Annotated in this window: 9 protein-coding genes; 5 read left to right on the plus strand and 4 right to left on the minus strand. The window is 69.7% G+C overall.

What is annotated here, in order from left to right; genetic code table 11:
* Nucleotides 1–46: 46 nt before the first annotated feature.
* Nucleotides 47–2797, minus strand: a complete 2751-nt coding sequence (locus AB0H78_RS35850) for a LuxR family transcriptional regulator (protein ID WP_363239008.1) — start codon at nucleotides 2795–2797, stop codon at nucleotides 47–49.
* Between the two features lie 136 nt (nucleotides 2798–2933).
* Between AB0H78_RS35850 and AB0H78_RS35855 the strand changes: the two genes are divergently transcribed.
* From AB0H78_RS35855 to AB0H78_RS35870, 4 genes are all read left to right on the plus strand, one after another.
* Nucleotides 2934–3200: a hypothetical protein gene (locus AB0H78_RS35855; protein WP_363239009.1), complete on the plus strand. Its 267-nt coding sequence runs from the start codon at nucleotides 2934–2936 to the stop codon at nucleotides 3198–3200.
* 42 nt (nucleotides 3201–3242) lie between these two features.
* Nucleotides 3243–3776 (plus strand): GNAT family N-acetyltransferase, encoded by a 534-nt coding sequence (locus AB0H78_RS35860; protein ID WP_363239010.1) that lies wholly within the window; start codon nucleotides 3243–3245, stop codon nucleotides 3774–3776.
* A gap of 177 nt (nucleotides 3777–3953) precedes the next feature.
* Nucleotides 3954–6134, plus strand: coding sequence for an FUSC family protein (locus tag AB0H78_RS35865; RefSeq protein WP_363239021.1), 2181 nt, complete (start codon nucleotides 3954–3956; stop codon nucleotides 6132–6134).
* 82 nt (nucleotides 6135–6216) lie between these two features.
* A complete protein-coding gene (locus tag AB0H78_RS35870) occupies nucleotides 6217–7359 on the plus strand; it encodes a serine hydrolase (RefSeq protein ID WP_363239011.1) in 1143 nt (380 codons plus the stop codon).
* Nucleotides 7360–7381: 22 nt separating this feature from the next.
* Here the strand turns inward: AB0H78_RS35870 and AB0H78_RS35875 are convergent, their stop codons facing one another.
* The 3 genes from AB0H78_RS35875 to AB0H78_RS35885 all read right to left on the minus strand — a co-directional run bounded on the left by AB0H78_RS35875 (nucleotide 7382) and on the right by AB0H78_RS35885 (nucleotide 13269).
* A complete protein-coding gene (locus AB0H78_RS35875; protein WP_363239012.1) occupies nucleotides 7382–8365 on the minus strand; it encodes a GNAT family N-acetyltransferase in 984 nt (327 codons plus the stop codon).
* A 59-nt stretch (nucleotides 8366–8424) separates the two neighbouring features.
* Nucleotides 8425–8892 (minus strand): DUF5990 family protein, encoded by a 468-nt coding sequence (locus tag AB0H78_RS35880; RefSeq protein ID WP_363239013.1) that lies wholly within the window; start codon nucleotides 8890–8892, stop codon nucleotides 8425–8427.
* Between the two features lie 81 nt (nucleotides 8893–8973).
* Nucleotides 8974–13269, minus strand: coding sequence for a discoidin domain-containing protein (locus AB0H78_RS35885; protein WP_363239014.1), 4296 nt, complete (start codon nucleotides 13267–13269; stop codon nucleotides 8974–8976).
* 263 nt (nucleotides 13270–13532) lie between these two features.
* Here AB0H78_RS35885 and AB0H78_RS35890 point away from each other — a divergent pair, with 263 nt between their 5' ends.
* Nucleotides 13533–14030, plus strand: coding sequence for a peptidylprolyl isomerase (locus tag AB0H78_RS35890; protein ID WP_363239015.1), 498 nt, complete (start codon nucleotides 13533–13535; stop codon nucleotides 14028–14030).
* Nucleotides 14031–14088: the final 58 nt, after the last annotated feature.

The following is a 14088-nucleotide window of genomic DNA, read 5'->3' on the forward strand; positions in this document are numbered from 1 at the left end:
CCGCCGGCGTGGGACGGATCAGCGGTTGAAGGGGTGCAGAACCGGCTCAGGCGGGACGGAGCACCGCGGCCAACTGGCTCCTGGAGCGCACGTCGAGTTTGCGGTAGACGCGGCTGAGGGTGGCCTCGACGGTCTTGACCGACAGGAAGAGGCGTTGCGCGGCTTCCTTGTTGGAGGCGCCGGAGATGACCACGTCCGCGACTCTGCGTTCCGTGACCGTGAGCGCGGCAGGCCCGCCCTGCGGGGCGCCGATCTCCTCGGCGGCGTACAGAAACGTGTGGACCAGGGCGGTCCAGGGACGGGCACCCGCGTCCTCGAACAGGGTCATCGCCCGTTCCCCGGCACTGCGCGCCGCCGCACCTCTGCGACGGCCGCGCTCGATGCGCCCGCGCGTCAGATGGGTGCGACCCTCTTCGAGGCGCAGCCCGAGTTCATGGAAGTGCTCTCCCGCGCGTTCAAGGAGTACGACCGCCTCCTGTCTCCTGTTCAGGTGCGCGAGAAGGACGGCCTCGGACCGGTCCAGGCCCGCACCCCATCCGGTCGCCAGGGCCTGGGCGGAGGCGGTGCGGCGCAGTGCGTTCAGCAGGTGCGCGGCCGGCTCCTGTTGGCCGGTGGCCGCAAGCGCCTCCACGCGCTCGGGCTGCCAGCGCAGCATCGTCACATCGCGTACGTGCTGCAGCTGTTCGAGGTCCGCCACCTTGCCGAGGTTCGCCGCCGCCCGGCCGGGCTCGCCCGTGACCAGTTCGACGGTGCCCAGGGCCAGCAGATTGCGCGAGGTGAAGACCAGGTCCCGCGCTTCACGGGAGACCAGCACGCCCAGGCGTGCGAAGCGAGCGGCTTCGTCGAAGGAGCTGCCGGCCATCGCCGTCATCGCGCACGTGTACCAGGCAGGGCCGAGCGACAGGCCCGCGGCGCGGCCCACGGAGAGGGCGCGCTCGCTCCACTGCAGGGCGCGGGCGCAGTTTCCGCTGCGTATCTCCAGCTCCGCCAGGCTGCGCAGTATCTCTTGAAGGTCCTCGGCCGAGCCGGACGCCTCGGCCAGGGGAAGCAGGCCTGTCAGAGCCGTGCGCGCTTCGTCGAGGCGGTCGTCGAACAGCGCGTGCCGGACGGCCAGGTACTGCGGGGTGTCGCGCAAGGGCAGCGGGAGGCCCGACTGGGGTACGGCGAGGGCGAGTTGGAGCGTACGTCCCGCGCCGGGGTGCGCGGTGATCCGCTCGATGCGCGCCTGCATCGTCAGCGCTGCGGCCTTCAAGGCGGGCAGTCGTGCGGTGGACGCCTCCCGGACCGCGCTCAGGGCCGCCTGACGTGCCTCGCCCGGGCGGCCGCCGAGGTTGTGGCGGATGGCGCTGCGCATGTCGACGGCCGCGAGCAGTGCGGCATCGCCCCGGGCGAGCCGACGGGCGCGCAGCAGGAGTTGGTCCAGGTCGGCCAGTTCCTGTCCGCTGGCGTCGACAACGGCCAGGAGCGCGACAGCCTCGGCCGCCCCGGCACGGGTCGCGGACAGTGCGTCGGCCGCCCGCAGGGCCAGATCGGCGCGGCCCGCCGCGCCCGCGTCCTCGGCTGCGGCGACCAGGCGGCGCAACCGGGTGGGGCGTTGGCCGTTCGAGGTGCGAGCCGCCGCTGCGAGCAGGATGTCGGCGGCCAGGGCCCGGTCACCCCCGGCCCGCGCCTGCGCGGCCGCCTCGTCGGCCCGGTCGAGTACGTCCGGTGAAGGCCGGTCCTCGCCGAGGAGTTGGTGGCGAGCGGCGCGGACAGGGTCGGGGGTGGTCCCGGCGAGTGCCCGGTGTGCGGCAGCGATGCGGAAAGCTGTTCCGCTGCCGGCCGCTTCGGACTGGAGCGCCCGGGCGGCGAAGACGATGCGGTCGCCGGCGAGCGGCTTGAGGATCCCTGCCTCCAGAGCCGCCGCCAGGTGCGCGTCGGTGCGGTCCGGCCACGTTCGGCGCACCTGGAGTCGGGTGGGGTCGTGCGCGAGCGCGAGTAGCGCCAGGGTCTCCCGTACCTCCTCGTCCACGGTGGCGAGCCAGGAAGCGGCGAGTTCCCGTGCCGTACGGCCCGGCGCATCAGGTGTCGGCGGGGCGGCCAACGCCTGGACGAGCAGGGGATGTCCACCGCTGTCGCGGTGTACGGGCACGGCGGTGGCGGCCCGCTCTCCCATGCTCTCCAGATAGTGGACCGTTTCCTCCAGGGTGAGCATGCCGATGCCGATCCGCGGCGCGTGTTCGGTCATGGCCCGGTGGCCGGACGCCGGTTGGTGGGCTGTCCGTACGGTGACGGCAGTACGGAACCGGCCCGGCGCGAGCGCGCCCGCGAGATGCTGGACGACGTCGGCGCTCGCGGCGTCCAGCCACTGCGCGTCGTCCACGGCGAGCAGCCACCGGGTGTCGTCGTCGGAGGCCAGCAGCGCGGTGGTGGCCAGCCGTACGGCCAGGACGTCGTGCGGGAATGCCGGTGCCAGGTCCCCTTGCATGACGTGGTGCAGCACCGACTGCTGCGCCGGGTGCAGGGACGCCGGCAGGTTCCGCGGCAGGGTGGCCAGCATGTGGGCCAGTCCGCTCATGGCTCGTCGCTCGTCCCCCGGGCCGGGCGACAGCCGGATGACCGACGCACCCTGCCCTGCGAGCGTGTGCGCCAGCGCGCGAAGGAGAGTGGTGCGCCCGCTGCCCCATACTCCGTCGACGAGCACGCCGTGGTGGTGCTCCAGGGCTTCCAGGCCCGCGCGCAGATGCGTGTCGAACGCCGGCCACAGCCCCGTGCGCCCTCCCTCGTGGAGCGCGGAAGTTGATCCTTCGGGCGTCACCCGATGACCGTACGAAGCACGGTGCGGGTGTTCAACCCCCTGGCAGGCCCGGTGCGGCTGGAGCAGAGCCGCAGCGGTAGCTGTGCGTGACTCTTCAGCGCGCGTGGAGTGACGGGCGGGCCTATTGTTGTCGGCGGTGCCGCTCTCCGTCCCTGACGGGCCGGCGTACGACACCGCCGCCAGCACACCCTTCAAGGGGATCGAGGCGACCATGCCCCTGCACCTTCCGCTGTTGCTGATACTCGGCTGCGGTATCTGGTTTCTGGGCCGCAAGGGGGGCGTGAAAATCTCCCACGTCCTCATCTGCGCGGCCTTCGGTTTCTTCCTCGCCGACACCTCGGCCTCTGCTTCGGTCCACTCCGTGGTGAGCAGTGCGATGACCGCTCTGCACATCGCGGGCTGACCCCCTGTCCGGCGGTCCGGACCGGGGGGTGATCCTGTTGCAATGACTGATCACCTCTCTTCCCCCTTGCCGGTCGCGGTGCGGCTCGCCGAGTACACGGCGGCCGATCAGAGTGAAATCCTGGGCGCCGGCGCCGATCCTTTCGGTGTCGCGGAAGCCGGAATGACGTGGCTGCCCAAGGAGGACCATTTCGGGATCCGCCTGGAGAGCCGTCTCGTCGCCCATGCCGGGCTGCTGCGGCTGCCGTTGACGATCGATGGCGTCGATATTCCCGTGGTGGGCATGGGCGGGGTGGCCGTCGCCCCCGATGTACGCGGTCGCGGACTCGCGCGCCGGGTCGTGGAGGCCGCGATCGAGCACGCTCGGACATTGGGGCCTTCGTACGGGATTCTCTTCTGCCGCCCTCCGCTTGTGTCCCTCTACGAACGACTCGGCTGGCACGCTCTCGACGTGGACGTACGCGTCGAACAGCCTGCCGGGCCCGTGGTGATGCCGCTGCGCACGATGTGGACGCCGCTGCACGACGGCGCGCAGTGGCCTCAGGGGGCGGTTCACCTGCGCTCGCTTCCCATGTGATCCGCCCTGTCGCGACGCCCCCGTACTCCCCTGCCGGTTGCCGGCCGTGCCATGCTGAGTCGATCCGGATCATGACGGGCGGCAGGAGAGTACGGCAGCGTGAGGGCAGTTGCACGGCACGGCGGACCCGGCGTCTGGGATCGGTTCGCAGCGTCCGACCCGGGACTCCTGCGGCTGATGGCGGGGCTGCGGACGGTGGCGTCGATCGCGCTGACGCTCCTCGTCCTGGCCCTCCTGGGCACGGACGTCACACACTTGGTGACGGGCGCGATGGCCGCGATGGTCTCCACCTTCGCGATCAAGGAGAAGCAGGTCCGGGGGCAGGCGGTGACGCTCGCGCTGGGCCTGCCGGTCGCTCTGACGGCGATCTCCCTCGGAGCGCTCCTCAACTCCAGGGTGGTGCTGGGGGACGCCTTCTTCGTCGTGCTCATCTTCGGCGCCGTCTACAGCCGCCGGTTCGGCGAACGCGGTACGGCCCTGGGGCTGATCGGCTTCCAGATCTATTTCGTCTCGCTGTTCGTGCACGCCACGACGTCGGGGCTGCCCCGGCTGTATCTGGCGCTCGCCGTCGCGTTCGCGTGCAGCGCGGTCGTACGGTTCGCCGTCGTGCCGGAGACGCCGCAGCGCATTCTGACGCGCCTGCGTGACGCTTTCCGGGCGCGGCTCGCGCAGCTCCTCACCAGCCAGATCGCCCTTCTGGACACTCCTGGGCAGCAGTTGGAGAAGGTGCTCGACGAGCTGCGTCGGGGTACCGCCAGGCTGCACGAGGCGGCGCTGATGATCCAGGGCCGGCTGGAGGAGGGCACCCCCGACGAGGCCACCGGCGCCCTGCTGCAGCGCCGCGTCGCGGATGCGGAGATCGCCACCGAACGCCTGGGCATGCTGCTGCTGAACGCCCGCAGCGCCGAGGGCGCCAACACCCTGACGCTCCATCTGCCGCACGCTCCCCTGCCGTCCACGGGAAACCTGATCCCGGCGGAGGACCCCGCGACCGCGACCCTGCGCAGAGAGCTGAACGCACTGCACCTGCTGGTCACGAGGACCGGGACGGACGACCGCACGGCGGTGGCGCACGTACGCAACCGGCTCCTCGGCTACCGCGACGAGGAGAAGCTGCCGCGCGCCTCCGAGCCCGTGCAGGACGTCTTCCGCGGAATCGGCGAGGCGGCCCGCGCGGTGCTGGGTCTGCGGCTCGCCCTCGACGGACCGCAGGACGAGTCCAACGACTCGCCGGCCACGACCCGTTCGCGCGAGGAGTTCGACGCCGAGGACATCGCACTCGCCACGGCCGATACGGACGACGAGGCGGACCCCGCGGGGCTGGACCGCCCCACCACCCGGGCCGCCTTCCAGGTCGCGGCCGGCTCGGTCCTGGCCATCATCGGCGGGGAGTTCCTCTCCTCGCAACGCTGGTACTGGGCGGTCCTGACCTGCTGGGTGGTCTTCCTCAACACCTCGTCGACGGGCGAGATCCTCGTCAAGGGCTATCGCCGGCTGGTCGGGACGGTGCTGGGTGTGTTCGCCGGTGTGCTGCTGGCCGGGGCGGTGGGCAACCACACCTGGCTGGCCTTCGCTCTCGTGCTCTTCTTCATCTTCGCCATGTTCTTCAGCGCCCCGCTGTCGTATGCGCTGATGTCGTTCTTCGTCACCGCGATGCTGGGACTGCTCTACACCCTGCTCAACACCTACAGCGTCTCTGTCCTGGTGCTGCGCATAGAGGAGACGGCGCTCGGCGCGGCCTGCGGGATCATCGCGGCCGTGCTGGTCCTGCCGGTGCACACCGACCGGCGTACCGACGAACTGCTCGGCACGGTCCTGGACAAGCTGGGCGACGTCGTGTCCGCCGCGGTGGAACAGCTCAGCGGCGGTCCCGCGTCCGATCTGCTGAGCAGGGCACGGGACTTGGACACGGCCCTGGACGACCTGCGCGCCTCGGTCCAGCCGCTGACGCATCCCATCACCCCGCTGCGGGGACGCAGGCAGACGGCCCGCTATCTCGTGGCGCTGCTGGAGACCTGTGCGTACCACGCACGGTCCCTGGCGGCGACCGCCGAGCTCGTGCCGTACAGCAAGAACGTCGCGGCCGATCCCCGGCTGGAGCGTGCCGGTCTGCGGATCGCCCGCAATCTCGCCGTCCTCTCGTCGTACGTCCAGGACGAGAGGACCGGCGAGATCGAGTCCGGGGCGAGCATCGCCTCCCTGCTGAAGGCCGACGGGGCCGGAATGCAGCCCACCCGGACGGTCGCCTCCCGTGTGCTGCGCCATCTGCAGCGGCTCGACGAGGGGGTGGTCGGGCTCGCCCGTCCGCTCGATGTGCCGGTGGCCGACCGCGCGGAGCCGAAGGCCGTCCGGAACTGACGGATCCTCATGCGCGGGCGGCGGCGATCCGTTTGGCATACGTAGACCTGCAGGCGCGGGCGTTGCCTCTTAGCGTGACGTCATGCGACATGTGCCGACACTTCGTCATATCTGCCCCATCGCAGCTGCGCTGACGGTTGCTCTGGCCCTGCCGGCGCCCGGCGTCGCGTGGGCCGACTCACCGCCGACCGTCATGCGCCCGCCGAGCGGTCTGTCAGCTCTCTCATGGATGGTGGCCGACGCGTCCACGGGACAGATCCTCGCCGAGCACGACGCGCACCGCAGACTGCCGCCGGCCAGCACGCTCAAGACGCTCTTCGCGGTGACCGTGCTCCCCCACCTCTCCGCGCACAAGGTCCACCTGGTCAAGGAAAGCGACCTGTACGGGATGGGGGAAGGCAGCAGCCAGGTCGGCGTGGTCCCCGGTCTGCGGTACGCCGCGGACGATCTGTGGCGCGGCGTCTTCCTGCGCTCCGGCAACGACGCGGTGCACGTCCTGGCCGCGATGAACGGCGGCTGGCAGCACACCACCCGGCAGATGCAGGCCACCGCGAAGCGGCTGGGCGCACGGGACACCCATGTGGTCTCGCCCGACGGCTACGACGCCGAGGGCCAGGTCTCCTCGGCCCAGGACCTGGTGCTCTTCGCCCGTGCGGGACTGACCAACCGGGCCTTCGCCCGATACTGCTCCACCGCGGTGGCGAAGTTCCCCGCCGGCATGGACAGCCACGGCCGCTCCGGAGCACCGTTCGAGATCCAGAACACGAACCGCCTCCTGACCGGCACCCCGGACGTCGCGCCCTACCCCGGGCTGATCGGGGTGAAGAACGGCTACACCACGAATGCCGGGAACACCCTGGTCACCGCCGCGCACCGGAAGCGGCACACGCTGATCGTCTCCGTGATGAACCCTCAGGCGGGCAGCGTGTACGAGGAGTCGCGGGCGCTGCTCGACTGGGGATTCTCCGCCGTGGGCCATGTGAAGCCGGTCGGCTTCCTGCCCCGGTCGAGGACGAGGAGTATCTCGGCCGCCGGTGCCGCCCACCGTCCCGCGGCCGCGCGTGCGGTCGCACCGGCAGTCGCGCCTGCGGTCGCGCCGGCCGGCCCGCCGGCTCAACGGCCTGCGGAGAAGGACAATCCGGTGCCGGGCATCGCCATCGCCGGCGCGCTCCTGGTTCCGCTGATCGCATCGCTGTGGCTGCTGCGGCGCCGCCCCAAGAGCTGACGGAGGACCTCGGGCGGGGGCGTCAGGCGTCGGTGATCGGCCGGGAGTACGTGACGAACTCCCGGTCCGCGGTGAAGCCGAGGCGCTCGTACAGACCCAGGGCGCCCGACGGATTGTCGGCGTCGACGGTGAGCGAGGCGGTGTCGTACCCCTCGGCCAGTGCCGCATCCAGCGTGGCGGCCATCAGCGCGGGGGCCGCACCGATGCCGCGGTGCGAGCGGCGGGTGGCGAGGTATCCGACATGGCAGTCCCTGGTGCCGTCCGCCGCGGTCTCGGCCACGTACTCCTCAGCGATGAGATACGCGGCGACGATGTCGCCGTCGAGCAGCAGACGGGACATGGACCGGCGCAGCGAGCGCGCCCCCGTCACTACGGTCTGCCAGTCGGTCCGGTCCATCTCCGTGAAGTTCCAGTGGTCGCGGAACGCGTCGTTGTGCGCGAGCCGGGTCGCCTCGTCGTAGGCCTCGTCCAGTGCGACCAGTCGCAGTCCGTCGGGGACGACACCGGGCGTCGGCCGGTCGCTGTGCAGGGGGTGCGTCATCTCGAACCACCAGCGGGTGGGTGCGAAGCCCAGGTTCCCGGTGAGCGCGAGCAGGTCCTTGTCACCGGATTTCCCGGTGACCGTCAGCTCGCCGGGCAGGTGGGAGAAGCGCGCTGCGTGCAGGGCCCGGGCGCGCGGGTCCATCCACGCGACGAGACGGTCCCCGACGCCGCGGCGCCGCCAGTCGGGGTGGACCGCGCCTTCGCCGCCGAACCGGGCCGCGTCGACGGCGCCGTCGGGCGCGTGCACCACGGCGTACGCCACCATGTGCGGGCCGTCCCAGAGCGTGAGCGTGTCCTGGCCGAGGTCGAGCTTGGGATCCTCCAGTTCCTGGGCGAGATCGGCCGCGTCGACGTGGTGTCCGGTGCGGTCGACGCTTTCCACGGCCTGGCGCAGGTTCAGCCAGGCAGGGGCGTCGTCCGGGCTGAGCGGCCGGGCCACGAGGCCGCCGCTTTCTGAGGCCATCGGCGTAGTGTCCACCGCTCCATGGTCGTACGGAGGGGGAATCCTCGCCTTTCGAGGCGCTATGCGGCGGGCTCGGCCGTCCAGACGATGCGCGGGGGCTCCACCCGCGCGCACAGGGGATTCCCGCTCCCGTCGGTGAGGCCGAGGCGCCCGACCAGCAGGCCGTCGCGGGCGGCGGCTGCGAGGGTTTCCGCGGGGATGGAGTCGATCATGAGCTTGGCGCGGCGGAACATGGTGAAGACGCCTGAGGCGTCGACCGTGCCCCACGACAGGTAGATGAAACGGCGGCCCAGGCGGTCCTGTACGTAAGGCCCCTTGACCTCGGTGCCTTCCGGCGAGGTGGTCGTCGTGCACTCCAGAGTCCAGGTCGCGGACGTCGCGTCGCCGGGATGCGGTGCCAGGAGTTCGGCGGGGCGGTCGCGGCGCTGCACGGCGACGTGCACATTGCGGTACGTGGGGGCGTCTGCGTCGGAGGTGGCCGTGCAGATCAGTCCGGGCAGGTCGACGGCGTCGATTCGGATGTGCATGCCAGCCATCATCCCGGTCGCGGGGAGCGGTGGCAGCCGGTGTCGTACCCCGGCTGCCACCGCTCTTCGGTGCGCCCGCCGCTACGGCAGGTTGTTGATCTTGAAGGTGGAGGTGGTGTTCTTGATGTCCTGAGCGTTGCCGCTCATCTTCAGGTTGTGGAACGTCACCTCGCCGACCGCCGGGCCCTGACCCGTCTCGGGCAGCTCGTTGGCCCACAGACCGAAGCCCGACTTGGCGTCATACGCGTCGCCGCTCTTCTTGGCGCCGGTGATCGTGATGTCGGTGAGGATGGTGTCCTTGATGGGGAACTGCGGCTGGCCTCCCACGTAGTTGGTCTGGAACATGATTCCGCTGTACGTCGGATCGACGATGTCCACGTCGTTGATCCGGATTCCCTGGAACACCTTGGAGGCGGAGAACAGCCAGATACCCGGGAAGGTCTGCCCGTTCCAGAAGTGTCCGCCGGAGCGTTCGATCGTGATGTTCTCCAGGGTCGTCGGTTCGGTGCCGAAGCCGTTCATCGGGTAACCGAAGTCCAGCGAACTGACCGTGATCCCGGAGTAGACGAGGGTGTCCGCGATGCGGATGTTGCGGAAGGTGTTGCTGTAGCCGCCGTAGACGGCTACTCCCGCGGCACGCCAGGTCAGGAGTGAGGTGAGGTTCTCGAAGACGTTGTTCTTCTCGTCCGCGCCGCCGGCGTCGATCGCCGAGAACAGGGCGAAGCTGTCGTCGCCCGTGGCACGCGACTCGTTGTTGGTCACATGGTTGTCCGTGCTGCCGTTCGTCATGTTGATGCCGTCGGCGAAGGTGTCACGGATGCGGGAGTTCTTGATGGTGATGCTGTCGGTGTTCGCGCCCCAGTAGAGGCAGACGGTGTGTTCGTTCCAGACGTTGTCGATCGTGATGTTGGCGACGTTGGAGAAGTCGAAGACCTTCCCGGGGCCGTCGATGCGCGAGGTGTAGTTGCCGAAGAACGAGAAGTTCGCGAACGTCGAACCGTTGGCCGTCGCCTCGGCGCGGAAGCCGTTGTCGGTGTTGTCCTGCGAGGACGGGGCGTGGAAGCGGGTGAACCACGGGCCCGCCCCGACGACCTTCACAGCCTTTCCGTAGACCTGGAACTTGCTGGACGTCTCGTAGTCACCGGCCGGCAGGTACACGCCGACCAGCTTGCCCGTGGTGTCCATCCGGACCTTGTCCAGGGCGTTCTGCACGTCCTGATGGGCAAATCCGGCCGGCACGGTGTAGGTGGCCGGGTCGGGGTTGTCGATCGCCGTGGCCTGCTCGGTGTCGACGAAGTCGATCGCGTACTTGGAGGTGTTGGCGGCGTCCTTCTGCAGCTTGATCTTGCTGCCCGCGGGGACCGTCTTGCCGAGCAGTACGTTCGCCTCGTCGTAGATGTGGCGCGGTGCGCCGGAGCCGGGGTCGTTGCCGGGGCCGGTCTCGGCTCCGTACAGCCAGGCGTACTTCGAGGTGAGGTCGATGGCCTTGAGGAACGTGCCGTCGACGTAGATGTTCAGCGTCGACGTGGTGCCGCCGCCGCTCGCGGAGTCGGGGATGGAGAAGCGGGTGACCAGGGTGTTCGTGCTGGCCTTGGTGGTGAACTCGACGGACTCGCCCGTGTTGTCGAGCGTGACGGCCTTGCGGCCCGATGCCTCGCCCGCGAGGTCGCCGACGGTGCGGTTGGGGCCGATGACCTTGGCGCCGCCCGCGACGACTCCGTCCTCGGCCTCGTAGGTGTCGTACGGCATGTCCGCGCCGCGCCCGATGAACAGCGACTGCGTCGTGGTGTTGTTGTCGCGCTTGACCGGGAGCTCATTGGCGTCGGCCGCGATCACGGTCTTGACCTGGTAGGTGCCGTTGACCGCTGTCCAGGTGCCGAGGTCCACCGGGGAGGCGGTGGCGCCCGCCGCGATGGCTCCGTTGGAGCCGCCCGTCAGGGTCGTGAGCGTGGCGCCCTTGGAGTCGGTCACCGTCAGGGTGACGGCGTGCGCACCGGCGGCCGAGGCCACGGAGCCCTGGTTCTTGATCGCCACGGAGAACTTCACCGTGTCGCCCGCGCTCGCCGAACTAGGCGACCAGCTGACGGGGGACGCCACGAGGTCGGAACTGGAGACGGGTTTGACGACGAGCGGTGAGGCGCTGGTGTAGGTGTTGTTCGCCTCGTTCTGCTCGATGACGGTGTTCGCCGGGTCGACGACCGCGCTCAGCGGGTAACTGCCCGCGTCGCGTGCGCCGATGGAGGCCGTGACGGTCTTCGTCTCGCCCGCCGCGAGCGCGGGCACCTGAGCGGTGCCTGCCTTGGTCGAGGCGAGGCTGAAGTCGAGCGTGGTCGCCGCCGACGCCTGGGGACCGCTGTTGGTGACGGTCGCGGAGAGGCTGATCGTGTCGGACTCCACGGGCGCGGCCGGGGACGAGGTGATCCCGGTGACCTGCAGGTCCGGGTTGGGGGCCGGTACGCCCATCACCTGGAACTCCGCTATCTGGCCCGCGGACGAACCGGTGTTGGAGGTGATCTTCAGCTGTACGTCGGCGATCCGGCCGCTCACCGGGATGGTGACGGTGTTCTGGCTCGCCGGGTTGAAGGTGTAGTCCTTGCCCGCCGCCAGGCTGGTGAACGCGGTCGCGGACTGCTCACGGCCGAGGACCTGGATGTTCTGGGTGCGGGTGGACCAGGCGCTGTCCGGGTTCAGTTTCAGTACGACCGAGTTCACATCGGCGTTGGCGCCCAGCTTCACGGTCAGCGTGTTCGGGTAGCTTCCGCCGGCACCCTCCCAATAGGTGCTCGTCAGACCGTCGTTGGCGTTCTCGGCGAGAAAGGTGAAGACCGAGGAGGAGGCGCTGATCGGCTTGGACTGGGCGAGGTTGGAGCCGGGGCCCGTCGTGCCGGGGCGGGTGACAGTGTTGCTGTTGACGGAGGTGTTGCCCGCCGCGTCCTTGGCCCGTACGTAGTACGAGACCGTGGTGTCGGCCGGCTGGGTGTCGGTGTAGGTCGTGGCGTCGCCGGCGACGGAGGTGCGCAGGCTGCCGTTGGCGTAGATGTCGTAGCCGGTGACCTTCACATTGTCGGTGGAGGCCCCCCAGGTCAGCTTGATGTCCGTGCCGGACGGCTGGGTGAACGCGAGGTTCGACGGGGCGGTGGGTGCCTGCGTGTCCCCCGTGTCGCCCTTGCGGGTGACGGTGTTGCTGTTGCCCGACTGATTGCCCGCGGCGTCGTGGGCCCGTACGTAGTACGCGACCGTGGCGCTGCCCGGCTGGCTGTCGGTGTACGTCGTGACATTGCCCGCGACGGTGGTGCGCAGCTCGCCGTTGGCGTAGACGTCGTAGCCGCTCACGCCGACCGCGTCGGTCGAGGCGGACCAGGTGAGCTTGATCTGGCCGGTGGCCGGTTCGGTGTAGGCGAGGTTCTGCGGGGTGGAGGGCGGCGTGACGTCGCCGGACGTCGGGCCGTAGACCTCGAGCTCCGAGAGCTGGCCTGCGGGCTGTTCGGTGTTGGCGGTGATCAGTACGCGTACGTAGCGGGTGATGGTGGCGTCGAAGGCGATCGTCGCCGACTGGTCCCCGGCCGCGTTGAACGCGTACCCCTTGGATGCGGTGAGGTCCGTGAAGTCCGTGTTGTTGGTGCTGCCCTGGATCTTCAGCGTCTGGGTTCTGGCCCCCCAGCCCGACGGCAGCCGCAGCACGACCTGGTCGACCCGTACCGAGGATCCGAGGTCGGCCTGGATCCACTGCGGGAGCGCGTTGTTCTTGCTCTCCCAGTAGCTGGCGCGGTTACCGTCGTTGGCGTTGCCGGCGGGATACACGTCGGTGTAGCTGCTGGCGGTCAGGGTCTTGCCGAGTGCCAGATTGCCCGAGGTGCCCGACGCGTCCGCCGCGTGCACCTGCAGCTCGGAGAGCTGGGCCTTGGGCCATCCGGTGTTGGCGGTGATGTTGATCCGTACGAAACGAGTCTGGGCGGCCGGGAAGTTCACCGTCACCGTGTTGCTGTTGCCGGGGCCGAAGGTGTACGAGGCTGCGGCGGAGAGGGTGTTGTAGCCGGTGCCGTCCGCGCTGCCCTGTACGGCGAGGGTCTCGTTGCGGCTCTCCCAGCCGACGGGGAGCTTCAGCACGACCTGGTCGACCTTGGCGGTGGAGCCGAGGTCCGTCTCCACCCACTGCGGGAAGTTGCCCGACGAACTCTCCCAGTAGGTGGCCTGGTTGCCGTCGGTGATGTTCCCCGCGCCGTAGCCGGCGCCCGCCTCGCTGGCTCTGGTGGGCTTGCCCACGGCGAGGTCGGGGCCCCCGGCGGCTTCCGCGGCGAGCGCGGGGAGGCCTAGCAGTAACAGGGTCGTCGCGAGAGCGGCCGTGAGGGCTCGCCATCTGTGCCGGATGTGTGGCATGAGTGTCCCTAGTCTCTCGGAGTTCATGTTCTTGCGTTCAATTGTTGGAATATTGCAGAGAGATGTAGAGAGGTCTACTGTCGCGGCACAGGCAATTGCCAAGTCCATGCCAAGCAGGGGGGTGGAATGGCCCGTCGTGCACAGTTGGCGCTGTTCGTACCGCGGCGAACGCGGCTTCCGGAACCGGAGATGTACGCCGACCGAGGCGCCCCGAGCCGACCCGGTGGCGCACGAGAGCCTCCGGGTCCGGCAAGATGGTTCTCATGACGAGCAATGTTTTCTTCAACATCAGCATCGACGACCAGCCCGCCGGGCAGATCGTCTTCAAGCTGTACGACGACGTCGTGCCCAAGACCGCCCAGAACTTCCGTGAGCTCGCCACCGGCGAGCACGGCTTCGGCTACGCCGGTTCGCCCTTCCACCGTGTCATCCCGGAGTTCATGCTCCAGGGCGGCGACTTCACCCGCGGCGACGGCACGGGCGGCAAGAGCATCTACGGCGAGAAGTTCGCGGACGAGAACTTCACCCACAAGCACACCCGCCCGGGCCTGCTGTCGATGGCCAACGCCGGCCGGAACACCAACGGCTCGCAGTTCTTCATCACCACCGTGGTGACGCCGTGGCTCGACGGCAAGCACGTCGTGTTCGGCGAGGTCGTCGAGGGCATGGACCTGGTCCAGCAGATCGAGAAGCTCGGCTCGCGCTCGGGTTCCACGAAGTCGAAGATCGTCGTCGCCGAGTCCGGCGTCGTCGAGGCCTGACACCTCGCGGGAAACCGCTGAACGACCGAGCGGGGTCGCCGTCCGGAAGGACGGCGAC

Source organism: Streptomyces sp. NPDC050738 (assembly GCF_040654175.1).
Classification (GTDB): domain Bacteria; phylum Actinomycetota; class Actinomycetes; order Streptomycetales; family Streptomycetaceae; genus Streptomyces.

What these genes read in the sequence shown, in the direction of transcription:
- AB0H78_RS35865 (WP_363239021.1), top strand. Translation starts at nt 3,954, where the DNA reads ATGGCGGGGCTGCGGACGGTGGCGTCGATCGCGCTGACGCTCCTCGTC.
- AB0H78_RS35870 (WP_363239011.1), top strand. Translation starts at nt 6,217, where the DNA reads ATGCGACATGTGCCGACACTTCGTCATATCTGCCCCATCGCAGCTGCG.
- AB0H78_RS35860 (WP_363239010.1), top strand. Translation starts at nt 3,243, where the DNA reads ATGACTGATCACCTCTCTTCCCCCTTGCCGGTCGCGGTGCGGCTCGCC.
- AB0H78_RS35880 (WP_363239013.1), bottom strand. Translation starts at nt 8,892, where the DNA reads ATGCACATCCGAATCGACGCCGTCGACCTGCCCGGACTGATCTGCACG.
- AB0H78_RS35890 (WP_363239015.1), top strand. Translation starts at nt 13,533, where the DNA reads ATGACGAGCAATGTTTTCTTCAACATCAGCATCGACGACCAGCCCGCC.
- AB0H78_RS35875 (WP_363239012.1), bottom strand. Translation starts at nt 8,365, where the DNA reads ATGGCCTCAGAAAGCGGCGGCCTCGTGGCCCGGCCGCTCAGCCCGGAC.
- AB0H78_RS35885 (WP_363239014.1), bottom strand. Translation starts at nt 13,269, where the DNA reads ATGCCACACATCCGGCACAGATGGCGAGCCCTCACGGCCGCTCTCGCG.